Raw genomic sequence first — 25,829 nt, 5'->3', positions numbered from 1 at the left:
AAGGCTTCTCCCCCCTCCTTTTCTTTTTAAAATGACCAGTATCAAACTGTTATAGAACACGAAAAAGAGCAAATGGTCATCACCATTCGTGCACATACATTGTTGAAAACAAATAATATAGTAGAAAAACGTCTTTTCGACAAATTACACAGTCTGTGGATAAACAATTCAACAACCTGTGTAATATCTTTCCACAGGTTGTCCACAATTTGTGGATAACCTAAATAGGTCAGATAAGTAATTAAGAGTTAAAACACAAATATAATATCAAAATAAACAAGATGGCGCAATGGGTGTCACAAACTTATCCACAAACTTTACATCCTGTTGAAAAATAATTATCCACATCAGTTATTTGTGTGAAAAAAATGTCGATAATGAATGTGGATAGTCTAAATATGCCGGAAAAATATCCACACCCTTGTTTTAGAGGCCTTTTAGGAGGAAAAAGAGAAGAAAATGTTAGAAACTAAAAAAGAAGGTTTCTTCGTTTGATAAATTATGTTATGCTTATAAGGTTGATAATAAGAGTTTTATCATTGATATTGACAATCGATGGGTTACACAAATATAATGAGTTAGACTGTCTTAAACAGCTATTCCTCAGGGAGGTGTCATAAATGAAAAGAACGTTTCAACCAAATAACCGAAAGCGTAGTAAAGTTCATGGCTTCCGCAGCCGTATGAGTTCTAAGAACGGACGTCTAGTTTTAAAGCGACGCCGCAGTAAAGGTAGAAAAAAATTATCAGCTTAGGCCACTGAATAATGTCAGTGGTCTTTTTTACATAAAATCGTAAATGAACTGTCAGTTTTTATCGGAGTGGAAGAAAACATGAAGAAGCGAAACAGGCTAAAAAAAAATGAAGAGTTTCAAAAAGTGTTTAAAAAAGGTCAATCAATGGCGAATCGTCAATTCGTTATTTACCAGCTGGATCAACCAAATCAAGATGAACTGCGTTTAGGATTGTCTGTGAGTAAGAAGATTGGTAATGCAGTGATGAGAAATCGAATTAAACGACTGATCCGTCAGGTGTTTTTAGAGGAAGGTCATAAGTTAAAGCAAGAAAAAGACTATATTGTCATTGCGAGAAAACCAGCAAGTGAATTGACCTTTGAAGAAACAAAGAAGTCTCTCCAACATTTATTTAGAAAATCCGCTGTTTATCAACAACAACCGAAAAAGTCTTCGTAATAGAAACTTTCGTTGAATCAATTTTTAAAAGCGCTTCCTTCATCTAGTGAATTAAAATGAAACCACCACTTTGTATTGAAAAAATGTTACCATACTGATTAGGTGAGTCACTTTCGTAATCAATTCCAACTTAAATAAAGTTTGAAGTAATGGGAGGAATCTTGTTGAAAAGGCGATTATTACTAATATTTAGCTTGATTGGCGCATTGGTTCTATTGGCTGGATGTACACAAATTAATGAACCAATCACATCAGATAGTAAGGGATTCTGGAACTCTTATATTGTTTACCCGCTATCTCAATTAATCACGTACATGGCAAATTTGACTGGTGAAAACTACGGAGTTGCGATCATTATTGTGACACTGTTAATTCGCTTGCTCATTTTACCATTAATGATTAAGCAGTTAAGAAGTACAAAAGCAATGCAAGCATTGCAGCCTGAAATTAAAAAGCTTCGTGAAAAATATAGCTCTAAAGACCAAAAAACTCAGCAGCAGCTTCAGCAGGAAACAATGGCTCTTTTCCAAAAAAATGGCGTCAATCCATTAGCAGGATGTTTCCCGATTTTAATTCAGATGCCAATCCTAATCGGATTCTATCATGCGATTATGAGAACAGCAGAAATTAAAAAGCATACATTCTTATGGTTTGACTTAGGCAGTCCAGATCCATTATTCCTATTACCGATCATTGCGGGGGTAGCTACTTTCATTCAGCAAAAACTGATGATGGCTGGAAATCCTTCGGACAACCCTCAAATGGCGATCATGTTATGGGTTATGCCGATTATGATCATTGTATTTGCTATTAGTTTCCCAGCAGCACTTTCATTGTACTGGGTTGTAGGTAATATTTTCATGATCATCCAAACATTAGTGATTAAAACTCCTCAAGTAAAATTAGATACAAAAGAAAAAGCAGGCGGGAATAAAAAATGAAGGAAATAACTGCTGTCGGTCGCACAATCGAAGAAGCAGTAGATTCCGGACTTAAACAAATTCAGCTTCTAAAAGAAGAAGTAGATATCACAATTGTGGATGAAGGAAATAAAGGGTTCTTAGGATTATTTGGTAAAAGACAAGCTGTAGTCAAATTGATAGAAAAGAGAAATGCTCTTAAATTAGCTACACAGTATTTAGATAATATTGTTAAATCCATTGATCCTAAAGCGAAGATTGTTTCCAAACAGGAACCGAAAAAGATTTCTTTCCACATTGATGGAGATAAAACGTCATTAATGATTGGAAAAAGAGGACAAACTTTGTACTCTTTAGAAACCTTGGTACAATTAGTGTTTAATCGCTATTCTGATCAGTATCATCATATTACCATTGATATTGGAGATTATAGGAAAAAGCGACAAGAAGCACTTGAACAATATGCCGTTAAGACGGCAAACAAAGTTTTAAAAACGAAGAGAAAAGTTCATTTAGAACCAATGCCTTCGAACGAACGAAAAGTAATTCATGATACGATCGCTACTTTTTCTAAAGAACTAGCAACGGCATCGGAAGATACAGGTAGTAAGCGTCATGTAGTGGTGCTGTATAAAAAATAACAGAAAGACTAGAATTCAGCAAAGCTGGATTTTAGTCTTTTTTTATTGAAAAATTGTGTTTCTATAGAAGATTCATCCTTTATTTCTAAAAAGTTAAGGTGTAAGTTGAGTGGAAAATGGCATTTTTACAAGTAAACAAAGGTATCGGGGCGTTTAAATTTATCGGGTTTCGGTGTAAGATGTGAAGATAAGTTTAGAACGTCGTTATTCACATGTGGATAAGTTAAGTGTTAAAATAGATAGGATGCAAAGCTGTGGATAATTGGATAGAGGATACTTTCACTTCGCTTTCATTTATGGTATCTTTAAATTTTGGATTAAGCGTTTTTGATATAGAGATGGACAACGTCCATTTAATAGATAAAAGACTGTCTATTAAAGTAGAGAAAGAGGTGATTGAGCGATGGATACAATTGCAGCTATTTCGACACCGATGGGTGAAGGAGCAATCGCGATTATTCGTTTAAGTGGGCCTGAAGCGGTACAGATCGCTGATAGGATGTATAAAGGGCCTAAGGAGAAAAAACTTGTATCAGTGGATTCTCATACCATTCATTATGGTCATATCGTGGATGCAAGGACTGATCAAGTAATAGAAGAGGTCATGGTGTCAGTACTTCGAGCGCCAAAAACATTTACGAGAGAAGACGTTATTGAGATTAACTGCCATGGCGGAATTGTAACGGTCAATAAAGTATTGCAGCTTGCTTTAAGAGAAGGAGCAAGATTAGCGGAGCCAGGTGAGTTCACAAAGCGTGCTTTCTTAAATGGAAGAATAGATCTATCGCAAGCGGAGGCTGTCATGGACTTGATTCGGGCAAAGACGGATCGAGCGATGAATGTAGCAATCACTCAAATGGAGGGACGTCTCTCCGGTTTGGTTCAGCGACTGCGTGGCGAGATCCTAGAAACACTGGCGCATATTGAAGTCAATATTGACTACCCTGAGTATGACGATGTTGAAGAAATGACACATCGCGTATTAGTGGAAAAAGCGACATCGGTCAAAAAAGAAATTGAGTCGTTACTCTCGACTTCTCAGCAAGGGAAAATCCTCCGTGAGGGCTTATCCACTGTCATTATAGGAAGGCCGAATGTTGGAAAATCTTCTTTGCTGAATAGCCTTGTACAGGAAACAAAGGCCATTGTCACAGATATTCCTGGAACTACGAGAGATGTTATTGAGGAATATGTAAATGTAAGAGGTGTACCTCTCCGTCTAGTCGATACTGCGGGTATACGTGAGACAGAGGACATTGTTGAGCGTATAGGAGTTGAACGATCTAGACAGGTCTTAAAAGAAGCTGACCTGATTTTACTTGTGCTCAATTATAGCGAAGAACTATCAGAAGAAGATATTAAGCTTTTTGAGGCTGTCTCAGGTATGGATATCATCGTGATTGTGAATAAGACAGACCTTGAGCCTAAGCTTGATGTAGAAAAGGTCAAGCAGTTAGCGAAGGATCGTCCAGTGGTCACTACATCATTATTACAAGAAAAGGGCATTGATGAGCTTGAAATGGCGATTCAATCACTGTTCTTCACTGGATCAATTGAAAGTGGAGATTTAACTTATGTAAGTAATACAAGGCATATTGCCTTACTTCAGGCAGCAAAACAATCAATTGAGGATGCTCTTGAAGGAATTGAAATGGACGTACCAATCGACATTGTTCAAATAGATTTAACACGCTGCTGGGAACAGCTCGGTGAAATTATAGGAGATGCTGTTCATGAAAGCTTGATTGATCAGTTATTCTCTCAATTCTGTTTAGGAAAGTAAAGGGAGGAACATAAGAAATGGGTTATGAAGCTGGCAATTATGACGTCATCGTCGTGGGTGCCGGTCATGCTGGGGTTGAGGCTGCTCTTGCTTCTGCAAGACAGGGCGCTAAAACACTTGTATTGACTATCAACCTCGATATGGTTGCTTTTATGCCATGTAATCCGTCCGTAGGCGGTCCTGCAAAAGGGATTGTTGTTAGAGAAATTGATGCACTGGGCGGAGAAATGGCACGAAATATAGATAAGACGCATATTCAAATGCGCATGCTGAATACGGGGAAAGGGCCTGCTGTTCGTGCTTTAAGAGCGCAAGCAGACAAGTTCCAATATCAGCATGAAATGAAAAAAACAATGGAAAATGAACCGAACCTGACAATGCTTCAAGGTATGGTGGATCATTTAATTGTAGAAGATGATGAATGTAAAGGTGTCGTTACACAAACAGGGGCAAACTATCGTGCGAAGTCTGTTGTATTAACGACTGGGACTTTCTTAAAAGGCCGCATTATTTTAGGGGATTTATCGTATTCCAGTGGTCCTAATAACCAGCAGCCATCCATCAAATTATCGGATCATCTAGCAGAGTTAGGATTCGACTTGGTTCGCTTTAAAACAGGAACACCTCCTCGAGTGAATAGTCACTCAATTGACTATAGTAAAACAGAAATTCAACCAGGTGATGACGTTCCACGGGCGTTCTCCTATGAAACGGTTGAATATATTACAGATCAACTGCCATGCTGGTTAACATATACAAGTTTAGAAACACATCAAATTATTGATGAGAATCTTCACCGTTCTCCAATGTATTCAGGTATGATTAAAGGAACTGGTCCTAGATACTGCCCTTCCATTGAAGATAAAGTGGTTCGTTTCAATGACAAACCGAGACATCAAATTTTCTTAGAGCCAGAAGGTCGTAATACGCAGGAAGTGTATGTTCAAGGATTATCTACAAGTCTTCCAGAGGATGTACAGCAGCGCATGCTTTCTACCATCCCTGGGCTCGAAAATGTACAAATGATGAGAGCAGGTTATGCCATTGAGTATGATGCAATTGTGCCTACTCAATTGTGGCCTACACTCGAGACGAAGAAAATTTCTGGATTATATACAGCTGGCCAAATTAATGGTACGTCTGGCTATGAGGAAGCAGCAGGTCAAGGAATAATGGCAGGTATTAATGCAGGAAGAAAAGCATTGGGTAAAGAAGAAGTCATTTTAAGCCGATCTGATGCATATATCGGTGTACTTATTGATGATCTTGTCACAAAGGGAACAAATGAACCTTACCGTCTTTTAACATCCCGTGCAGAGTATCGTTTGCTTCTTCGTCATGATAATGCGGATTTAAGATTAACTGAACTTGGCTATCATATTGGATTAATATCTCAAGAAAGATTCCAAGCCTTCCAGCAGAAAAAAGAAGCCATTGAAGCAGAGAAAAAACGTTTATATTCAGTCATCATCAAACCTACAGCTGAGACACAAGAATTTATTCGTTCACTTGGTGGAAGTGAGCTGAAGGACGGTATTCGTGCAAGTGATTTGATGAAGCGTCCAGAAATGAACTATGAATCAGTTGTGACGTTAGCCCCTGCTGAAACACCTCTTCCTTCTGATGTGTGTGAGCAGGTAGAGATTCAAATTAAATACGAAGGTTATATCGAAAAGTCACTCCAACAAGTTGAAAAGCTGAAAAAGATGGAGAACAAAAAGATTCCTGATCGTATTGATTATGATGCCATCAAAGGAATTGCAACTGAAGCGAAACAAAAGTTGAAAGAAGTCCGACCGCTTTCTGTTGCACAGGCTTCTCGTATTTCAGGCGTTAACCCTGCTGATATTTCTATCCTTTTAGTATATTTAGAGCAGGGACGTATTGCGAAGATAGCAGAATAGAAAGGATGTCGGCATGAACATTGAACAATTTACAGCAGCACTAGAGGAGAAAGGGATCACTCTTTCTCCTGTGCAGCTTGAACAATTTGAAACTTACTTCCGCATGCTTGTAGAATGGAACGAGAAAATGAATTTGACGTCCATTACTGAAAAGGAAGAAGTGTATTTAAAGCATTTTTATGATTCCATTTCCGCATCATTTTTCATTGATTTTCATAAAGTGACGACGATTTGCGATATTGGAGCTGGTGCTGGTTTCCCAAGCATTCCTCTTAAAATTTGCTTCCCTCATCTACATGTGACCATTGTTGATTCTCTTCAGAAACGAATTACGTTTTTGAATGAGTTAGCAAAAGGGTTAAACTTACAAGATACTACTTTTTATCATGATCGTGCTGAGACGTTTGGACAACGTAAGGAAAAGCGTGAAAGCTATGATCTTGTCACTGCTAGAGCAGTTGCGCGTTTATCGGTTTTGAGCGAACTATGTCTGCCCCTTGTAAAAAAGGAAGGGTTGTTTGTGGCACTAAAAGCATCTGCTGCTGATGAAGAAATGCAAGCAGGGAAGAAAGCCGTTACTGTCCTCGGAGGAGAGGTTGTTGAAAAGCATTCCTTTGTTCTTCCTTTAGAAGAAAGCGAACGGAACATCATTGTCATTGAAAAGAAAAAGCAAACACCAAAAAAATATCCTAGAAAACCAGGAACACCTAATAAATCACCAATAGAAGGTTGATCATGTAAAAGGTCGGTTTTTCTTCAATATTTAAGATTTTACAGAAGGAAAAAACATGAGAAAATAGAATTATAAAAAGGTAGTTTTTAAAGGTGGTGTAGGTTCATGAAGCATTCACTCTCACGCTTCTTCGGGCTTGGTGACAAAGAACATCCTGAGCGTGAAACCGAAATAGAGGCAGAGATTGCTGAGCATGATACATTAAAGGAAGAGATACAGGAGCTCCCGGTTGACACAATTATGCCAAACCGTTTTCAGCCACGCACCATTTTTTCAGAAGAAAAGATACATGAGCTGGCCACGACGATTCATACCCATGGCATTATTCAACCTATTGTCGTCAGACCGACAGAAGAAGAAGGAAAATATGAACTGATCGCCGGCGAAAGACGTTGGAGAGCGGTACAGACTCTTCAATGGGAGAAAATCCCCGCTATTATAAAAGATTTTACTGATACGGAAACGGCATCTGTGGCATTGATTGAAAATTTGCAAAGAGAAGAGCTGTCTGCTATTGAAGAGGCTCATGCCTATGCACGTCTTTTAGAGCTTCATGATTTAACACAGGAAGCGCTTGCTCAGCGTTTAGGTAAGGGACAATCTACTGTTGCAAACAAATTAAGACTTTTAAAGTTGCCTGAAGAGGTACAACAGGCCATTTTAGAGAAAAAAATCTCTGAAAGGCATGCACGTTCTCTTGTACCCCTAAAGCTTCCAGAATTACAAATCGCACTCTTGCAGGAAATCATCGAAAAGCAGCTGAATGTAAAACAGACTGAAGAGCGTGTAGTGAAAATGCTTGAACAAAAAACAGATCGCAAACCGAAGCCAAAGCGTAAGGCGTTTAGTCGTGATACACGAATTGCGATGAATACCATTCGTCAGTCTCTCCATATGGTAGAAGACAGCGGGCTTAAAATAAATACTGAGGAAGAAGAATTTGAGGAATATATCCAATTAACAATTCGAATTCCTAAATAGAAAGAAGCTGATGAGAGCCACTCGTCAGCTTTTTTTATTGATTCTCAGGCTATGCTAAAACAGTCGATTGCGACATTTACCATTAAGATCCCCTATGGATTCTTAAAAAAGAGAAGCTACAAAACGGTTACCCCTAAGATCATTGTGAACGAAGGCCGTACAATCGGTGGATTACAATTTTGATGAAAGTGAGGTTTTTTATCCTGATTTTCCCCTTCAATAGTTATATTAATATATTATTAACTGTGTTTAAATTCGTTTTTTCATGTGCGAAAATAGACATTTGCTGACGAATATATAATGGAGAAACAAAAAAAGCAAACGTTTCATACTTTTTTTGATAGAATAGGAAGTATGAATGAATGAGAAACTTGTTAAGTTGAAAGTGGGTGTCATCGTGGGAAAAATCATAGCGATTACCAACCAGAAGGGCGGCGTCGGGAAGACGACAACTTCTGTTAATTTGAGTGCGTGTTTAGCATACATAGGTAAACGAGTGTTGTTAGTTGATATTGATCCGCAGGGTAATGCCACGAGTGGTATTGGGATTGAGAAGGCCGACGTAGAAAAGTGCGTGTACGATATTTTAGTTGATGATGCAGATGTTCTTGATGTGATTAAGACGACAGAGGTCGAAAATCTCGATGTCATTCCTGCGACGATACAACTTGCAGGGGCTGAAATAGAGCTTGTGCCTACGATTTCACGAGAAGTGAGATTGAAGAGAGCACTTGAGTCTGTTAAGCAAAATTATGATTATATGATTATTGACTGCCCGCCATCACTCGGATTACTGACGATTAATGCATTAACCGCATCCGATTCCGTTTTAATTCCGGTGCAGTGTGAATATTATGCGCTTGAAGGATTGAGCCAATTGTTAAACACTGTTCGTCTCGTGCAGAAACATTTAAATACGGATCTTGCCATTGAAGGTGTCTTGCTGACAATGCTTGATGCACGAACAAATCTTGGGATTCAAGTCATCGAAGAAGTGAAGAAATACTTCAGAGATAAGGTCTATCAGACCGTGATTCCGCGAAATGTAAGACTGAGTGAAGCGCCTAGTCATGGGAAACCGATTATCTTGTATGATCCACGTTCAAGAGGTGCAGATGTCTATTTAGACTTAGCAAAGGAAGTGGATGCGAATGGCTAAAGGTCTTGGAAAGGGTATTAATGCACTATTTAACACTGTAGACTCAAATGAAGAAACGGTTGAAGAAATCAAAATAAAGGATTTGCGTCCGAACCCGTATCAGCCAAGGAAAACGTTTGATGAAGATGCATTGTCTGATCTGAAAGAATCCATTCAGCAGCATGGTGTTTTACAACCGATCATTGTCCGCAAATCGATTAAAGGATATGACATTGTAGCAGGCGAACGTCGTTACCGTGCAGCACAACAAGCTGGTCTGACAACGATTCCTGCGATCGTCAGAGAATTTTCAGAAACGCTCATGAGAGAGATTGCCCTTTTAGAAAACTTGCAACGCGAAGATTTATCTCCATTAGAAGAAGCGCAAGCGTATGCTTCTTTGCTAGATCACCTAAGTGTGACGCAAGAGGAATTAGCGAAGCGATTAGGGAAGAGCAGACCGCATATTGCGAATCATCTCCGCCTTTTGACTTTACCGGATGAAGTACAAAAGCTGATTGCAGATGGAACGTTATCGATGGGACATGGAAGAACATTGCTTAGCTTGAAAAACAAAAATAAGCTGGCACCATTGGTAAAGAAAATCGTGGACGAGGGGTTAAACGTACGTCAGGTTGAGAAACTTGTTCAGCAGTTAAACGAAAATGTTCCACGTGAAACAAAGAAAAAAGAAGCACCAAAGGATCGAGTGTTGAAAGAAAGAGAGTCTTTCTTACAAAACTACTTTGGCACTTCAGTGTCGATCAAGAAACAGAAGAAAAAAGGAAAAATAGAGATTGAATTTCTCTCCAACGAAGATTTAGAAAGAATCCTCGAATTGCTTTCTACGAGAGAATCATCAGAGTGACCATCTTGATACGAGATGGTCTTTTTTATATTCTCCCAGTGATATTTTGAATAGGAGCAAAGAGAGAACGACTTTTTTCTCTTGTCCAATCCATTTGATCAATATGAGATAGACTTTCAGAAAGTGTATTGGCCATAGACATGACAAGATGAAGGCGTGTGTTTTGGAGAACGAAGTATTCCATAAAGCCGCTCACATTGACGATCCCATTAATATGAATATCTCCTACCTCTGGCAACTCTTTTTGTACACCCGCTCCAGGCTTTAACGGCCCATCTCCAATTTGGAAGGAGCCAACACTTTTCACTCTTCCTAAACAGGCATCAATTGCTACAATAAATGGATGTTTATGAGCTTGTTCAATTTCAGCGAGCTTTTCTTTTAAATTGACTGCATGAACTGGGTCAGAGAGCGTTCCATATACATGAAGCTTTTTCAAATCAAGAGCTGAAAGCTTTGTACCAACAAGTGGACCTAGAGAGTCGCCAGTTGAGCGGTCTGTTCCAATACAAACGATGGCAACGGGTCTTTTTCCTGCTTTCTGAAGATGCGAGAATAAAATACTTTTAAGCTGTTGAATGGCGTTTGTATCCGTATGGGACACGTATTCTTTCACCCTATTTCTAAAAAAAAGACCGTTCTTGCTATTCATAGGTCTCACTTCCTTGTCATAGTAGTTAGTAACAGTATACGGAAACAAGCTTAATTCTATACCTATGAGGTGATGATTGTGTGGAAGGCTGGTTCAAGGTGGACGCTTTTAATTTTAGGAAGCTTAATAGGAGCGGGGTATGCTTCCGGCCAAGAAATTTGGCAGTTTTTTGGCATTGATAGTGGACTAGCCATTCTACTGTTTACATTGATGTTCATGCTGTCTACCTATGTGGTGTTAAAAATCAGTTATGAGGTACGTGCCGATCACTTTGTGCCAGTGCTAGAGCGGCTTGTCGGTCCATGGCTGGCTAAAGTGTATGACGTTTTAATTGTCCTTTATTTATTCACGACAACGACAGTCATGATTGCCGGTGGCGGAGTGACACTCGAGATGTATCATGTGCCATTTTGGGTGGGTATCGGTGCATTTTGTCTATTTTCATTTATGATTTTTTTCTGGGATGTGAAAGGGCTCTTATCTGTGAATGCTTTCATTATACCAATTTTGGTGGCGGGGCTCATCTATGCGTTTGTTTTTTATTATATGAACCATGATCATATGTGGCGAATTGATTTTGGGCAGCAGTACAACTGGCCTGCCAGCATTGTCTTTGCTTCTTTGAATATATTATCTGTGGTCGCAGTACTGTCTTCGGTTGGGAAAGAAATGAAGGGGCTTGGAGAGGCAAAAGTGGCGAGTATATTAAGCGGTCTGATTTTTGGGGTCATCTCGTACGTGTATAACGAAATACTGGTTGATATTTCTGGGAGCCTATCAGCAGAAGGCATTCCTTTGTTTACAGTATTAGAAGGAGCGCCGACATCATTGTTTGTGTTTATGACCGTTGTCCTTTGTCTAGCCATTTATACGACGACAGCGGCAGGTTTATTTGGTTTATCCAGCCGAATGCTCTCTTTTATACCATTGCCTCGCTGGCTGGTTGTGCTCGTAATGCTTCTGTTGATGGCACCTTTAACATCTCTTGGGTTTGCCGATTTAATTGCTTTCTTGTATCCGATATATAGCTTGCTGAATCTTTATTTGCTTGTCTGTTTAATGCTATATCCGATTTTAAGTAAAAAGATATTTTTCTGTAATAAAAATTATATTGATAAAATAAAATAAGCACCTCTCTTTGTCAGAGCTGTGCTTATTTTATACGAATAGAATCAATGGCGTCTTTGATATCATCATAGACTGGCATTTGCTTAAGACGCTGAAGGCGTTCCTCTAATTCTGAAATGGCTTGTCCCTTTAAATGTTGAGAGATGTGCTGTTTGACAATGGTCGTCTGGTTGATCATGTCTTCTGTTTTAGACAATTGATACTCCAAGTGCACGCGAGTGTTTGCTAATTCGTCATGCAGTCGCATTTTGAGCAGCCGTTTTAGATCCTTTCGCTGTCCTTCTCTTCGTATGGCCTGAATGGCGGCTATTTCTTCTGGGGACTGCGTTTGTGTTTGTGGTGCCGATTGATTTTCAAATACAGACATGGAGCGGCGGGCACTCACATTTTGCAAGAAACGCTGGGCGTCACTAGGAGGTTTATTTTGATTGATCATGCGGCGACTCCTTTCTTAATGAATACCCATTTGCATCGCAAGACGCCTATCTGCCTTGGCGTAATCATCACCCATTGTGTACATATGTCTTGAAAGAGAAGAAAGTTCTTGTTCGTAATCTCTCAAGGTGTACAGGGCATTCAGTTGTTTTTCATGTGAATAAAAGGAGGAGTGATGTTGTTCCATCCTCACTTCTTCTACTAGTGCTTCCACATCACTTGGACTTAATAAATCATAGTGACCAAAGCCGACGAGTCCTTTGAGCTCTTGTTTTACATGCTGGACGGCGTCTTTTACACTTTCATCGATCCCATCAATTTTATCAAATATAGTGTGTACTTCATGATCAATCACACTTTGGAGATCGTAGGATGAATTTTTCAGTAAATGGGATTTTATGATAATTTCTAGACCGCTTTGTGCATATGCACGTCCAGAATGGATTTCTTGCAACAGCATGGCTGTAAAACTTGTATTATGGTCAAGTTGTTCATCTAAAATCCGAGCAGATCCATCTTTATGGAACGAATACCCATTTCCTTTTAAACTCCCAGAAATAAGAGCTAAAAAAGCATTTGTATCAAAAGATTCGTTCCATTCAATATTCATAGACGCAAAAGCTGATTTTAAAAAGGTATCAATTTCTCTTTGTTTATATTTAACGGATTCTTGGACGGCGCCTTGCTGCTGTGGCGGCACGGTGTACTGAACTTGACCAACTCCATGATCATGACGATTGAGTAAACCTACATAATGACTAGGTTGAATATATTCAGTCAAGACCCGCCTATATTGACCTTGCTGCGCCTTCTGCTGAATCGAAGGTGCCAGACTGCTCCATATATTGGGGCTATCAAAGGTGACGGCTTTTTTGACAGCTGGCTGCTCTGTTGCAACATAAGCACAAACAGCACCGGCAAGGGCTTGTCCAGTGAGATATATACCTGCATTGGGGTGTTTCTGACTGATTTGCTCTATGTATTCCTTCCCTTTATAAAAGACATGATCTTGATTGCTATCAAGGGACTTCCTTTGAATGGGATAGGCATAATCTGTTTTAAGCAATGACTGTGCCGCGGTGTGTACATCTTGTGGCGAGGTCACCGGCATTTGATTTGGTATTGGACAGTGAAAAGCGACGATGAACTCATCTGTTTTCTCCGGCTGCATTGTTAAACCATATAATTGATGATCGACCTTGAGAAAATCATGGACAGTGAGTGTTTGTTGACCTATTTCTATCGTATGGTGCTGCTGGTAATTATCTATGTTTCCAGCATGATCGGATATGATTTTATATTCTTTATCAGTTAATCTATCCTTTCGATTGACCATCGTACCTGCTCCCTCACATAACATTTATGCAGATATCATAAATCAAAAAATATGGAAAAACCACAGTGTTCTACCAATAAAAACCTTTTGACCTACAGTGTTTGTGACAATATTGAAAAAAAGCGGAGTTTAAGTAACTATTGGTCACAAATAAAATGATCTAAAAGAAGGGTTTTTTCTATAAACAAGAATAAGAGAAAAAGGGTCTTTGCTTTGTGCATTGCTCTTCATCGCCGTTTTTTTGTACAATAGATTCAATGAAGTGAGCAAGAGAGGTGAAAGCTGATGGCAGACAAAGCGTTTGGGTTACATGACGTCGTTGAAATGAAGAAACCCCATCCATGTGGTGTCAATCGGTGGAAAGTGATTCGGTTGGGCATGGATATTCGCATTAAATGTGAAGGCTGCGGGCATAGCGTCATGATTCCCAGAAGAGACTTTGAACGAAAAATGAAGAAAATTCTCGTCAAGCATGAGGAGCCAACTGCTTAAGTAGGCCTCATGCTTTTTTGATGAAATTTGTCTTTTTTATAGAAGAATTAGATGCAAATTCCTTTTTAAAAGGATTGATTTATTCTTTTTGGCAATGTTTCTTCTATTGATAATGCATAACGGTTAGCTTGTCTTTTCATGTAAACCTACTTATAATTGCTCTAGGTTCATATTACGCAGTATAACGAGCACGTTTGATATAGAGGAGATGAAAGAATGGCTTTAACAGCTGGTATTGTTGGCTTACCTAACGTCGGGAAGTCAACGCTATTTAATGCAATTACACAGGCTGGAGCGGAGTCTGCTAACTATCCGTTTTGTACCATTGATCCAAACGTCGGAATTGTAGAAGTTCCAGACGAGCGTTTGCAAAAACTAACAGAATTGGTGCAGCCGAAAAAGACAGTTCCGACTGCTTTTGAATTCACTGATATTGCCGGTATTGTCAAAGGGGCTTCAAAAGGTGAAGGTTTAGGGAATAAATTCCTTTCTCACATTCGTCAAGTAGATGCGATCTGTCACGTGGTGAGAGCTTTTGCAGATGATAACATCACACACGTATCAGGTAAGGTTGACCCTGTATCAGATATCGAAACCATTAATTTAGAGTTGATTTTGGCTGATTTAGAAACAGTTGAAAAACGTTTGGCTCGTGTGAGTAAGCTTGCAAAACAAAAGGATAAGGAAGCGGTAGCTGAATTTGATATTTTGTCGAAGCTAATGCATGCATTTGAAGCTGGGAAATCAGCAAGATCTGTAGAATTTACAGAGGAGCAGCAGAAACTTGTGAAACAGCTTCATTTACTTACATCTAAACCAGTTCTTTATGTAGCAAATGTGAGTGAGGATGAAGTAGCAGATCATGACGGCAACGAGTATGTGCAGCAAATCCGTGAGTTTGCTTCTGGTGAAAATGCTGAAGTCATCGTCGTATGTGCGAAGATCGAGTCTGAAATTGCAGAGCTTGAAGGGGAAGAGAAGCAGATGTTCCTTGAAGAGCTTGGCATTAAAGAGTCAGGTCTAGATCAGCTGATTCAAGCATCTTATTCACTTCTTGGTTTAGCTACTTATTTCACAGCAGGTGAGCAGGAAGTACGCGCTTGGACGTTTAAAAAGGGAATGAAGGCACCGGAATGTGCTGGAATCATTCATACAGACTTTGAGCGTGGGTTCATTCGTGCTGAAACGGTTGCATATGAAGATTTACTTGCTGGTGGGAGCATGTCTGCTGCAAAAGAGGCTGGAAAAGTCCGTCTAGAAGGTAAAGAATATGTAGTGAAAGATGGAGACGTTATTCATTTCCGTTTTAACGTATAGGTTCTTGTCATAGGCCAAGTAATTTGTTATAATATACAATTGTGAGTAATATAATTTATTGCTCCTTGCCCGTTTAGGGCCGCTTAGACCAAAAGGAGGTGCAATCAGATGAGAAAGTACGAAGTTATGTACATCATCCGCCCAACAGTTGACGATGAGGCTAAAAAAGCAGTTATCGAGCGTTTCAATAACGTGTTAACTTCTAACGGAGCGGAGATCACTGGAACAAAGGATTGGGGTAAACGTCGTCTTGCATACGAAATCAACGATTTCCGTGAAGGCTTCTACCAAATCGTAAATGTTCAATCTGACGCTGCAGCAGTTCAAGAATTTGACCGCTTAGCTAAGATCAGTGACGATATCATTCGCCACATTGTTGTTAAAGAAGAAGTATAAATCATTGAAATATATATTTAAAGGTGGTCTTTCAATATGCTAAACCGTGTTGTATTGGTCGGAAGACTAACAAAAGACCCTGAGCTTCGCTACACGCCTAATGGTGCGGCTGTAGCCACGTTTACTCTAGCTGTGAATCGTACGTTTACGAATCAATCTGGAGAGCGTGAAGCCGATTTCATTAACTGTGTTACTTGGAGAAGACAAGCCGAGAATGTGGCTAATTTCTTGAAAAAAGGAAGTCTTGCCGGTGTAGACGGTCGTTTGCAGACAAGAAACTATGAAAATCAGCAAGGACAGCGTGTCTTCGTGACAGAGGTTCAAGCTGAAAGTGTTCAATTTCTTGAGCCTAAGAGCGGCGGTGCTGGTTCAGGTGGATACAGCGGCGGTGGCAATAGCGGAGGCCAGTATTATGGCGGTAGCCAAAACGATCAGAATCCATTTGGAAATGAACCAAGTCAAAATCCATATGGCAATCAAAGCAACCAACAAAATCGTAATCAGGGAAATAGCTTCAATGATGACCCATTTGCGAATGATGGTAAACCGATTGACATCTCCGATGATGATTTGCCATTCTAATTGATCTGAAAAAAATAATGACCAAAAGAAAGGTGTGAAAACAAATGGCAGGTGGACGCAGAGGCGGTCGTGCGAAACGTCGTAAAGTATGTTTCTTTACTTCTAACGGTATCACGCACATCGATTACAAAGATGTTGATCTTCTTAGAAAGTTTGTTTCTGAGCGTGGTAAAATTTTACCTCGTCGTGTAACAGGAACTAGCGCTAAGTATCAACGTAAATTGACATTAGCGATTAAAAAATCACGTCAAATGGCATTACTTCCATACGTTACTGGTGAGTAAGTCGTTGACTTAAAAGCGGAGAGCCTCGAGCTCTCCGCTTTTTTTATTGTCTAAGAAGATCTCATCTGAACTGGCTAGAGCTGTTTTTGGCGGGCATTCTAGGGGAAGTATGTAAAAGAGAGTAAAAGTGACAGTTTGTTCTATACAAATATGGGGTCGATCTGTCATATTGGTAGTCAAGAAAATAATTGCAGTCAGGACGTGGAAAGATGATTGAATTTAGAAAGGTATCGATGCAATTTTCAGATGAGCGTTATGCTGTTGAATCTGTTGATTTAGAGATTCAGAAGGGCGAGTTTTTTGTTTTCATTGGACCTAGTGGAAGCGGGAAAACGACGACATTGAAAATGATCAATCGTCTCATTTCTTCTACAGAAGGTGAGATTTACATAAAGGGTCAAAAAATAAATGATTATGATATGTATGAGCTGCGATGGGATATTGGGTATGTTCTACAGCAAATTGCTCTTTTTCCTCATATGACCATTGAAGAAAATATTGCTGTGGTTCCAGAGCTCAAACGATGGAGCCGTCACGAGATCAATAAGCGAGTGGAGGAATTGATGCAGATGGTTGGTCTTGATCCTGCTATGTATCGACACCGGAAGCCGTCAGAGCTATCTGGTGGACAGCAGCAGCGTGTTGGTGTGGCACGTGCACTTGCAGCTGATCCTGAGATTATCTTGATGGATGAACCCTTTAGTGCGTTAGATCCACTAACGAGGGAGAAATTGCAGGATGATCTGCTTGATTTGCAGCGCCGTATTCAAAAGACCATTGTCTTCGTGACGCATGATATGCAGGAGGCGATGAGACTCGGTGATCGAATTTGTATCATGAAGGAAGGGAAAGTGGTGCAGATTGGTCGTCCAGAGGAATTGGTTCAACACCCAGTCAATGCTTTTGTTCGAGAGTTTGTCTCAGGTGCTGCTTGCCATGTAGGACAACAAGCGTTTGAGCTAGAGGCCATGGCTAGACCAATGCCTCAGGAGTCTCTTTTAGGCTATGAAGCAATCACAACACATGCCACGCTGAATGAGGTCTTATCCGAATTGGCAAAGTATGAGGAATTGGCTGTGGAAAAGGAAGGGGAGCGAATTGGACTAGTGAATCGTCAAGCGGTGATTCAGTTTTTAGCTGATTCTCCTAGGGAGAGGGGCGAGTCACATGAATGATTGGATCAATCTGTTTTTAGATCGAAAAGAACAATTGGGGCATGCTTTACTTGAACATATTCAAATTTCGTTTATTGCTTTATTTTTAGCCATTTTGATAGCCATTCCATTAGGTATCTATTTAACGAGGGTGCCAAAGCTTGCAGAGTGGGTGATTGGGGTGACGGCGGTCTTGCAAACAATCCCGTCGCTCGCGCTGCTTGGCTTGCTCATTCCTCTTGTTGGGATTGGGCAAATGCCTGCGATTATTGCGCTTGTCGTGTATGCCTTACTCCCTATTTTAAGAAATACATATACAGGCATTCAGGAGGTCGATCCTTCCCTGAGAGAAGCGGCGCTTGCCATGGGAATGAATCACCGCAAACGATTATTAAAGGTAGAGCTGCCTCTAGCCATGCCAGTCATCATGGCAGGTATCCGAACTGGGATGGTTCTCATTGTGGGAACTGCCACTCTTGCCGCACTGATCGGGGCTGGGGGATTAGGAAGTCTGATTTTGCTGGGAATTGATCGAAATGATATGTCACTCATTGTCATTGGCGCTATACCAGCTGCCTTGCTCGCACTATTATTTGATGTGGTACTGCGCACGTTTGAGAAAATCTCTTTTAAAAAGACTGTGATCTCTGTGACGTTTTTTGCTGTGATTGCAGGAGCTATTGTCGCGGGCCCATTATTGTTTCAACAAGAAAAAAAAGAAATCACCATCGGTGGAAAGTTAGGATCAGAGCCTGAAATTCTAATCTCGATGTATAAACTTTTAATTGAACAGGATACGGATATTCAAGTCAATCTTAAGCTTGGTCTTGGCAAGACGTCTTTTGTTTTTCAAGCTTTACGGTCTGGTGATATTGACATTTATCCTGAGTTTACGGGTACTGCAATTTCTGAGTTCCTCAAACAAACAGCGAAAAGCACAGATAAAGAAAAAGTGTATGAGCAAGCGCGGCGCGGTTTGGAATCATCCTTTCAGCTCCGCCTTCTTGAGCCGATGGCTTACAACAATACGTATGCTTTAGCCGTGCCTCAGTCGTTGGCTGATCAATATGATGTATCTAATATTTCAGATCTAGGCAAGTTCAAGAATCGCATAAAGGCTGGATTTACCTTAGAATTTTCTGATCGACAGGATGGGTATCGAGGTATTCAAAAGACCTATCAGTTTTCCTTTGATGATGTAGTGACGATGGAACCGAAGCTTCGGTATCGAGCGATTCAAAAAGGAGATATCAATTTAGTCGATGCCTATTCGACAGACAGTGAATTGAGGCAATACAAGTTAAAGGTGCTTAATGATGATCAGCATGTTTTCCCGCCATATCAAGGAGCACCGCTGTTAAGGCAAGAGACATTAACGGAGTACCCTGAGATTGAGACCTCTCTCAATAAGCTCGGGGGTCAAATTACAGACGATGAGATGAGAGAAATGAATTATGAAGTGAATGTGCAAGGTAAGGATGCATTTCAGGTAGCGAAAGCCTATTTAAAAAAGAAAAAATTACTGCATTAATCAAGGAAGAGCAGATCTGTTATGTAAAAGCAGATCTGCTTTTTTAAAAGGAAAAACAAAAATCGTTGACTTTTATTTAAAAACATCATATCCTTAATTCGAGATAAATAATATTTTTTTAATTTAATATCTCGAATTCGAGATAATATAAAGACGTCAGTCAAGACATAATGAATAGAGGCTTGTTACTTCATGATTAGGAGGTCATTAGAAGTGAAGAAAACAGAAGGAATTCACCATATCACAGCAATTGTAGGGCATCCTCAGGAGAACGTTGATTTTTATGCAGGTGTTTTAGGACTTCGTCTCGTGAAGAAGACCGTGAATTTTGATGATCCAGGTACTTACCATTTATATTTTGGAAATGAAGGAGGGTCTCCGGGAACGATTATCACGTTCTTCCCTTGGCCAGGTGCTCAAAAGGGACAAATTGGCGCGGGTCAAGTGGGGGTGACGACATATGTTGTACCACCAGGCGCTTTCTCTTTCTGGAAGGAACGTCTTGAGCAGTTTGATATTTCTTATGAAATGGTTGAACGCTTTGATGAAGCCTTTCTTTCATTTGAAGATCCACACGGCTTGTTGATAGAGCTAGTAGAACGTGCGGAAGGAAAACAAAATGATTGGACATTTAACGGGGTTACGCCAGATGTAGCGATAAAAGGGTTTGGGGGAGCTGTTTTATTAACATCACAGCCAGAGCAAACGATGCAGCTGCTAGAACAAACAATGGGTTTCGAACGAGTTGGAGCAGAAGAGGACTATGTGAGATTCCGCTCGTTTGGTGAGATAGGCAATGTCATTGATGTGAACAAGACACCTGTTGCACGCGGACGTATGGGTGTTGGGGTTGTGCATCATATTGCATGGAGAGCGACAGATGATCAGGATCAGTTAGATTGGCAAAGACATATTGCACAAAGCGGGTATCAAGTGACACCTGTGCAAGATCGAAATTACTTCAATGCGATTTATTTTAGAGAGCTTGGCGGCATATTATTTGAAATTGCAACGGATCCTCCAGGGTTTGCACACGATGAATCATTGGAAACTATGGGTGAAGCATTGAAACTGCCACCACAATATGAAGCGCAGCGCAGTCAGATTGAACAAATTGTGCTGCCAATAAAAGTGAGAGAGTTGAAAGGGAAAGGAGATGCATGATGAAACATCTTTTTCGAAAAGGAAAGAATGATCAAAGACCTGTTTTGTTATTACTGCATGGTACTGGCGGAACGGAAGAAGATTTATTGCCGCTTGCCGATTTAGTCGATGCTGACGCTTCTGTTCTGAGTGTAAGAGGAAATGTGCTGGAAAACGGTATGCCGCGCTTTTTCAGACGTTTAGCAGAGGGTATTTTCGATGAGCAGGATTTAATTGAGCGGACAGAGGAACTGTATACATTTATCGGAGACGCAGCAGATCAATATGGATTTGATCGTCACAATGTCGTGGCTCTCGGATATTCCAATGGGGCGAACATTGCAGGAAGTCTTTTATTCCATTACGAGGATGCGTTAAAAGGAGCGATCCTCCATCATCCAATGGTTCCAAGACGCGGGGTTTCATTGCCTTCATTGGCGGGGAAACAAGTCTTTATCGCAGCTGGTGAAAATGATCCAATGTGCCGACCAGAGGAATCACAAGAACTCGAGCAATTGCTGCAAGGCGCAGGCGCTTCGGTCACACTACATTGGGAAAACCGCGGACATCAGTTAACGAGAGAAGAAGTGGATGCTGCAGCATTATGGTATCGTCGTCAATTTTAATGAAGGTAGGGAAAATAAGTGGGATTTTTACAGAAGATTTTTGGGCAAACCAAACAAAAGGAGATGGAACAAATGGAAAACGTAAAATTAGCAGTTATTTATTATAGTTCAACAGGTACAAACTATCAGATGGCAAAATGGGCAGAGGCTGGAGCGAAAGAAGCTGGCGCCGAAGTGAAAGTATTAAAGGTTGCTGAATTGGCACCAGAAGCAGTTGTAGCATCAAATCCAGCATGGAAAGCACATTTAGACGAAACAAAGGATGTCCCAGAGGTTCAATTAAGTGATTTAGAGTGGGCAGATGCCATTATTTTTAGCATGCCAACACGTTTTGGTAACTTACCGGCTCAAATGAAGCAATTTTTAGACACAACTGGTGGCCTATGGTTCCAAGGGAAATTGGCAAACAAAGCGGTAAGTGCAATGACATCTGCACAAAACCCAAATGGTGGGCAGGAGCAGACCATTCTTAGCCTTTACACAACAATGTTCCACTGGGGAGCGATTATTGCCGCTCCTGGTTACACAGATGACTCATTGTACGGTGCAGGGGGCAACCCATACGGCGTGAGTGTCACTGTTGACCAAAACGGAAAGATCCAAGAGGATGCAGAAGCTGCTGCAAAACATCAAGCAAAACGTACGGTCAATGTAGCAGAATGGATCAAAAAGGGTCAAAACGCTTAATCAAAGGATATAAAAAGAATGCAGCCTAGGCGCTGCATTCTTTTTTATTTAATAAGGATCTGAAGGTGTGCTGTTGTTAATCGCATCATCCACTGCTTGAGCGGCGCCAGTAGAGCCTATAGGCCCGCTTGGCTGTTCTTGTTTGAAGGCCTTTAAGCCGTCAGCGACACGCTTTCCGTAATCAGGGTCTGCCTTTGTAAAGTTTTCGATCATCTGCTCTTGAATGTCCTTTTGACAAGTCGCAAGGGTGTTGACTAAGTTTTTAATCAATTCCTCACGTTCCCAATCATTGAAGCGGCGATAGGTTTCTCCGGCTTGTCCGAAGTTGTTCGGGCGGTCAATGGCTTCCCGTTTGACGTCACCCTCTACAAAAGGCGTATGATCCTTCCCGTCCTGCTTAGCTTCTTTTAGTCCGCCGAGGATCGATGGTTCATAATTTACATGGGGGTTTTGCCCTTTGCCTTGATCGACCTGGTATTCCATTTGCCCATCTCTTTGATTCGTGGCGACATGCTTTTTCGGAGCATTGATTGGTAGCTGTAAATAGTTCGGTCCCACACGATATCGCTGCGTGTCAGAGTAAGAGAAGGTGCGTCCTTGAAGTAATTTATCATCTGAGAAATCCAAGCCGTCTACGAGAACGCCAGTCCCAAAGGCGACCTGCTCCACTTCTGCGAAATAATTTTCTGGATTTTTGTTTAATACCATTCGCCCGATCGGTTTCCATGGATAGTCATCCTTGTACCATAGCTTGGTTGGATCAAGCGGGTCAAAGTCAAGGTGAGGGTGGGCATCGTCTTCCATGATCTGCGCATAGACCTCCCATTCAGGATGATCTCCTTGCTCAATGGCTTCATATAAATCCTGTGTGGCGTGATTAAAGTTTTCGCCTTGTATCGCTTGAGCCTGTTCTTGTGTCAGGTTGCGAATGCCTTGCTTCGGTTCAAAGTGATATTTGACCAGTACTGCCTTTCCTTCATGATTCACCCATTTGTAGGCATGGACACCTGAACCTTGCATGTGCCGATAGGTTGCTGGGATGCCCCATGGTGAAAAGAGAAATGTCACCATATGTGTCGCTTCAGGAGATTGCGAGACGAAGTCAAAAATACGTTCGCCGTCCTGACGGTTGGTGACAGGGTCTGGCTTAAACGCATGAACCAAATCGGGGAATTTCAAAGCATCTCGGATAAAGAAAATTTTTAGGTTGTTTCCAACGAGATCCCAGTTGCCTTCTTCTGTATAAAATTTAATCGCAAACCCTCTCGGATCGCGCAATGTTTCTGGTGAATGACCGCCGTGAATGACAGAAGAAAAACGGACGAAAACAGGTGTCTTTTTTCCTTTTTCCTGAAATAATTTCGCTCTTGTATAAGTAGAAATAGGTTCATCACCGAATGTGCCATAGGCTTCAAAATAACCGTGAGCTCCGGCACCGCGTGCATGGACGACACGTTCAGGAATACGTTCGCGGTCAAAATGACTGATTTTTTCTAGGAAATCGTAGTTTTCAAGCGTAGTCGGGCCTCTATTTCCCACGGTTCTCATATTTTGATTGTCTGTTACGGGGTGACCTTGCCGATTTGTTAAAGTGTCTTCTGACTCTGAAGATGATTTAGGGTGTTGATCTTCTTTCAATTCGAATCCCTCCTTCAATATCTCCCTAACAATATGGTCATCTTTCTCCCTATTTCATACAAGGATTGATATAATGATTGAAAACTTTCACGAGGAGCGAACCTGATGATTCGATTACACTGCCTTCATGCCCATCCGTCTAATCAGTCCTATATAGAAGACGTGTTTGGTGATCCAGATATTGAGTTGCATCACACGGTCGATTCATCATTTATAGAACGTGCCACACAAGATCCAGATTTTCATCCTCACAAGCAACAAGCCTATGCCATCAACAAACTGATGAAAGAAGATGAAGCTGACATCATTCTGCTCACGTGTACACAATACATTGCCGCATTAGGTGATCAAAAGCATCTCTTTAAACAACCAATTATTCCTATCGATGAACCTTTATTTGAGCTGATTTGTCAGAGAAAAGGGCCGCTTCAACTGGTGTTTTCAAACCCGGATACAGTGGAGGGGACAATGGAGCGGCTTGGATCATATGCAAAAAAGCACGGCAAACAGATTGATGCAGAAGTTATGGTGATGGAGGGTGTCTTTCACCTTTGCCTAAACGGTGATTTGCACGCTTATGAGGAGGAAATTAAAAAGCAGCTCAGAAGATGTATGAAAGAAGATGGGGACATTTGCGTGATGCAGCTATCAATGGTTCATGCGGCACAGCAGATAGTAGAGGAGACAGGTGTTCCGATCATTCATCCGCTTTCTCCACTTAAACAATATGTCCATCAAACAATATCTGCTTTGAAAGAGTGAACCTGTCTGGTTCGCTCTTTTTGTATAGAAACGGAAATGGGATGACATGTTAAAAAATAATCGAGCGCAAACTATTTTCAAAAGGTGCGCGTCTATCCATTGTAAGAAATAACCGATGCGCATTTAAGATAAAGGAGCTCTTTGTAAAATGAAGAAACGAAAAATTGAGGATCAATTTGCTGATTACGTAATGGAGCATAAACACAGTTTTTATCGATTGTCCTATAGTTATGTCAAAAACCCAGAAGATGCGATGGATGTCGTTCAAGAGGCGATTCATAAAGCACTCAAATCTGTTCACAGGTTAGAGGATGCGACCAAGATGCATAGCTGGTTTTATAAAATCGTGGTGAACGCTGCCCTAGACTTTTTACGAAAGAAGAAGCGTGTGCAAGTGACAGACGATGACACGCTTGAATTCTTATCGCAGGGTGAATCAGATGTTTATGAAGATCAAGATGTCAAACGAGCCATAGAGGATTTGCCCGACATGTACCGGGTCATCATTATCTTGAGATTCTTTGAAGATTTAAAACTAGAGGACATCGCCCACATTCTCGAAGAAAACGAAAACACCATCAAAACAAGATTATATAAGGCGTTGCGGCTTTTAAAAGTAGAATTATCGCAGGAGGAAATATAAATGGATAAGCATTTGGAACAGTTAAAAGAGGAATATTTAGAAATCCCTATTCCGCCGGAATTCGATGCTATGGTTGAACGAACATTAAAACGAAAAAACAAAAAACCTCATTTTCAGCAATGGACGATCGGACTTGTTGCTGCGGCTGCTATATTTGTCACGACTGTGAATGTCAGTCCACAGGCGGCAAGAGCGATTTCGGAGATACCAGTCATTGGCGAGCTGGTGAAAGTTGTGACATTCACAGAATTTAAAAAGAGTGATCAAGGAACGAATATTGACCTTAAAACACCACACGTTTCAGGGCTTGGGGACGGAAAATTACAAGACAGCCTGAATCAAAAATATTTAGCTGAAAACAAAAAGCTGTATCAAGATTTTGAAAAGGAAACAAAGGGTTATAAAAATGGTCATTTGAGTGTAGAGAGCGGGTATGAAGTAAAAACAAACAATGATCAAATTCTCTCACTAGGTCGATACAAGGTGACGACTCAGGCTTCTGCGGCAGAGGAAATGACATATGATACGGTGGATAAGAAAAACCATGTACTCATTACATTGCCAAGTCTGTTTAAAGATGACCGGTATATTGATGTGATTAGTGAAAATATTAAAGAACAAATGAAGAAACAGATGAAAGAGGATTCAAATAAGATCTACTGGATTACTAAGCAAGATACGGTTGAGCCGTTTCAGAAGATTCAGCCAGACCAAAGCTTCTATATCAATTCAAAAGGCAAACTGGTGATTTCCTTTAATGAATATGATGTGGCGCCTGGTTATATGGGTGTAGTTGAATTTACGATTCCAACAAGTGTGCTAAAGGATATTCTTGTCAGCGATATGTACATTCATTAAAAGA

28 protein-coding genes are annotated in these 25,829 nt (G+C 40.6%); 24 read left to right on the top strand and 4 right to left on the bottom strand.

The window, feature by feature from the left end; all coding sequences use genetic code 11:
• The first annotated feature begins 620 nt into the window (after positions 1–620).
• From rpmH to MHI35_RS18770, 10 genes are all read left to right on the top strand, one after another.
• Positions 621–755 carry a 50S ribosomal protein L34 gene (gene rpmH / locus MHI35_RS18815; RefSeq protein WP_008360908.1) on the top strand — a complete coding sequence of 45 codons (135 nt, stop codon included), beginning with the start codon at positions 621–623 and terminating at the stop codon, positions 753–755.
• Positions 756–833: 78 nt separating this feature from the next.
• Entirely contained in the window at positions 834–1,193 is a 360-nt protein-coding gene (gene rnpA / locus MHI35_RS18810; protein WP_003214983.1) for a ribonuclease P protein component, read from the top strand.
• A 158-nt stretch (positions 1,194–1,351) separates the two neighbouring features.
• The gene (gene spoIIIJ, locus MHI35_RS18805) at positions 1,352–2,134 is read left to right on the top strand and encodes a YidC family membrane integrase SpoIIIJ (protein ID WP_088002962.1); all 783 of its coding nucleotides are present in this window, start codon (positions 1,352–1,354) and stop codon (positions 2,132–2,134) included.
• Positions 2,131–2,754, top strand: a complete 624-nt coding sequence (gene jag, locus MHI35_RS18800; protein WP_211062814.1) for an RNA-binding cell elongation regulator Jag/EloR — start codon at positions 2,131–2,133, stop codon at positions 2,752–2,754. Before spoIIIJ ends, jag begins: the two co-directional genes overlap by 4 nt.
• Positions 2,755–3,157: 403 nt before the next feature.
• Positions 3,158–4,537 carry a tRNA uridine-5-carboxymethylaminomethyl(34) synthesis GTPase MnmE gene (gene mnmE, locus MHI35_RS18795; RefSeq protein WP_044139031.1) on the top strand — a complete coding sequence of 460 codons (1,380 nt, stop codon included), beginning with the start codon at positions 3,158–3,160 and terminating at the stop codon, positions 4,535–4,537.
• A gap of 17 nt (positions 4,538–4,554) precedes the next feature.
• Complete coding sequence (mnmG, locus tag MHI35_RS18790) at positions 4,555–6,441, top strand: tRNA uridine-5-carboxymethylaminomethyl(34) synthesis enzyme MnmG (RefSeq protein WP_095286178.1); 1,887 nt, start codon at positions 4,555–4,557, stop codon at positions 6,439–6,441.
• A gap of 13 nt (positions 6,442–6,454) precedes the next feature.
• Entirely contained in the window at positions 6,455–7,174 is a 720-nt protein-coding gene (rsmG, locus tag MHI35_RS18785; protein WP_012011919.1) for a 16S rRNA (guanine(527)-N(7))-methyltransferase RsmG, read from the top strand.
• A gap of 105 nt (positions 7,175–7,279) precedes the next feature.
• Positions 7,280–8,155, top strand: coding sequence for a nucleoid occlusion protein (noc, locus tag MHI35_RS18780; RefSeq protein ID WP_034660661.1), 876 nt, complete (start codon positions 7,280–7,282; stop codon positions 8,153–8,155).
• Positions 8,156–8,552: 397 nt separating this feature from the next.
• Complete coding sequence (soj, locus tag MHI35_RS18775; RefSeq protein WP_034620351.1) at positions 8,553–9,314, top strand: sporulation initiation inhibitor protein Soj; 762 nt, start codon at positions 8,553–8,555, stop codon at positions 9,312–9,314.
• On the top strand, positions 9,307–10,161 hold the full coding sequence (locus MHI35_RS18770; RefSeq protein ID WP_211062813.1) for a ParB/RepB/Spo0J family partition protein: 855 nt from the start codon (positions 9,307–9,309) through the stop codon (positions 10,159–10,161). Before soj ends, MHI35_RS18770 begins: the two co-directional genes overlap by 8 nt.
• Before the next feature lie 25 nt (positions 10,162–10,186).
• On the opposite strand, the gene yyaC is transcribed toward MHI35_RS18770, so the two are convergent.
• Entirely contained in the window at positions 10,187–10,813 is a 627-nt protein-coding gene (yyaC, locus tag MHI35_RS18765) for a spore protease YyaC (protein WP_144493287.1), read from the bottom strand.
• Positions 10,814–10,885: 72 nt separating this feature from the next.
• Here yyaC and MHI35_RS18760 point away from each other — a divergent pair, with 72 nt between their 5' ends.
• Positions 10,886–11,941 (top strand): YkvI family membrane protein, encoded by a 1,056-nt coding sequence (locus MHI35_RS18760; RefSeq protein WP_144523554.1) that lies wholly within the window; start codon positions 10,886–10,888, stop codon positions 11,939–11,941.
• Between the two features lie 25 nt (positions 11,942–11,966).
• On the opposite strand, the gene MHI35_RS18755 is transcribed toward MHI35_RS18760, so the two are convergent.
• Together MHI35_RS18755 and MHI35_RS18750 are read right to left on the bottom strand one after the other, a co-directional pair.
• Positions 11,967–12,377, bottom strand: a complete 411-nt coding sequence (locus MHI35_RS18755; RefSeq protein WP_044139037.1) for a hypothetical protein — start codon at positions 12,375–12,377, stop codon at positions 11,967–11,969.
• A gap of 15 nt (positions 12,378–12,392) precedes the next feature.
• A complete protein-coding gene (locus MHI35_RS18750) occupies positions 12,393–13,712 on the bottom strand; it encodes a hydrolase (protein ID WP_335349396.1) in 1,320 nt (439 codons plus the stop codon).
• A gap of 285 nt (positions 13,713–13,997) precedes the next feature.
• On the opposite strand from MHI35_RS18750, the gene MHI35_RS18745 reads away from it, so the two are divergent.
• From MHI35_RS18745 to wrbA, 10 genes are all read left to right on the top strand, one after another.
• On the top strand, positions 13,998–14,204 hold the full coding sequence (locus MHI35_RS18745) for a DUF951 domain-containing protein (protein WP_012011910.1): 207 nt from the start codon (positions 13,998–14,000) through the stop codon (positions 14,202–14,204).
• Positions 14,205–14,420: 216 nt separating this feature from the next.
• Positions 14,421–15,521 (top strand): redox-regulated ATPase YchF, encoded by a 1,101-nt coding sequence (gene ychF, locus MHI35_RS18740; protein ID WP_012011909.1) that lies wholly within the window; start codon positions 14,421–14,423, stop codon positions 15,519–15,521.
• A gap of 108 nt (positions 15,522–15,629) precedes the next feature.
• A complete protein-coding gene (gene rpsF, locus MHI35_RS18735) occupies positions 15,630–15,917 on the top strand; it encodes a 30S ribosomal protein S6 (protein ID WP_003215073.1) in 288 nt (95 codons plus the stop codon).
• Positions 15,918–15,953: 36 nt separating this feature from the next.
• Positions 15,954–16,499, top strand: a complete 546-nt coding sequence (gene ssbA, locus MHI35_RS18730; RefSeq protein ID WP_003215157.1) for a single-stranded DNA-binding protein SsbA — start codon at positions 15,954–15,956, stop codon at positions 16,497–16,499.
• Between the two features lie 44 nt (positions 16,500–16,543).
• Complete coding sequence (rpsR, locus tag MHI35_RS18725; RefSeq protein ID WP_008347556.1) at positions 16,544–16,783, top strand: 30S ribosomal protein S18; 240 nt, start codon at positions 16,544–16,546, stop codon at positions 16,781–16,783.
• 209 nt (positions 16,784–16,992) lie between these two features.
• Positions 16,993–17,958, top strand: a complete 966-nt coding sequence (locus MHI35_RS18720; RefSeq protein ID WP_144523558.1) for an ABC transporter ATP-binding protein — start codon at positions 16,993–16,995, stop codon at positions 17,956–17,958.
• A complete protein-coding gene (locus MHI35_RS18715) occupies positions 17,951–19,468 on the top strand; it encodes an ABC transporter permease/substrate-binding protein (protein WP_335349397.1) in 1,518 nt (505 codons plus the stop codon). Before MHI35_RS18720 ends, MHI35_RS18715 begins: the two co-directional genes overlap by 8 nt.
• A 192-nt stretch (positions 19,469–19,660) precedes the next feature.
• On the top strand, positions 19,661–20,632 hold the full coding sequence (locus tag MHI35_RS18710) for a ring-cleaving dioxygenase (protein ID WP_335349398.1): 972 nt from the start codon (positions 19,661–19,663) through the stop codon (positions 20,630–20,632).
• Positions 20,629–21,237: an alpha/beta hydrolase gene (locus tag MHI35_RS18705; protein ID WP_144503429.1), complete on the top strand. Its 609-nt coding sequence runs from the start codon at positions 20,629–20,631 to the stop codon at positions 21,235–21,237. The genes MHI35_RS18710 and MHI35_RS18705 overlap by 4 nt, the downstream gene beginning before the upstream one ends.
• Positions 21,238–21,309: 72 nt before the next feature.
• A complete protein-coding gene (gene wrbA, locus MHI35_RS18700; RefSeq protein ID WP_186299398.1) occupies positions 21,310–21,924 on the top strand; it encodes an NAD(P)H:quinone oxidoreductase in 615 nt (204 codons plus the stop codon).
• Between the two features lie 48 nt (positions 21,925–21,972).
• On the opposite strand, the gene katX is transcribed toward wrbA, so the two are convergent.
• Positions 21,973–23,583, bottom strand: a complete 1,611-nt coding sequence (katX, locus tag MHI35_RS18695) for a catalase KatX (RefSeq protein ID WP_392387443.1) — start codon at positions 23,581–23,583, stop codon at positions 21,973–21,975.
• A gap of 84 nt (positions 23,584–23,667) precedes the next feature.
• On the opposite strand from katX, the gene MHI35_RS18690 reads away from it, so the two are divergent.
• The 3 genes from MHI35_RS18690 (at position 23,668) to MHI35_RS18680 (ending at position 25,825) form a co-directional block, all read left to right on the top strand.
• Positions 23,668–24,324 carry a hypothetical protein gene (locus tag MHI35_RS18690; RefSeq protein WP_211062807.1) on the top strand — a complete coding sequence of 219 codons (657 nt, stop codon included), beginning with the start codon at positions 23,668–23,670 and terminating at the stop codon, positions 24,322–24,324.
• Positions 24,325–24,472: 148 nt separating this feature from the next.
• A complete protein-coding gene (locus tag MHI35_RS18685) occupies positions 24,473–24,967 on the top strand; it encodes an RNA polymerase sigma factor (RefSeq protein ID WP_144523304.1) in 495 nt (164 codons plus the stop codon).
• Positions 24,968–25,825: a DUF3298 and DUF4163 domain-containing protein gene (locus MHI35_RS18680; protein ID WP_335349399.1), complete on the top strand. Its 858-nt coding sequence runs from the start codon at positions 24,968–24,970 to the stop codon at positions 25,823–25,825.
• The last annotated feature ends 4 nt before the right edge of the window (positions 25,826–25,829 follow it).

The organism is Bacillus sp. FSL K6-3459 (genome assembly GCF_038003305.1).
In the GTDB taxonomy this organism is placed as follows: Bacteria; Bacillota; Bacilli; order Bacillales; family Bacillaceae; genus Bacillus; species Bacillus pumilus_O.
Note: the sequence above shows the minus strand (reverse complement) of the source record. Positions and strands in the feature narration are given on the sequence as shown.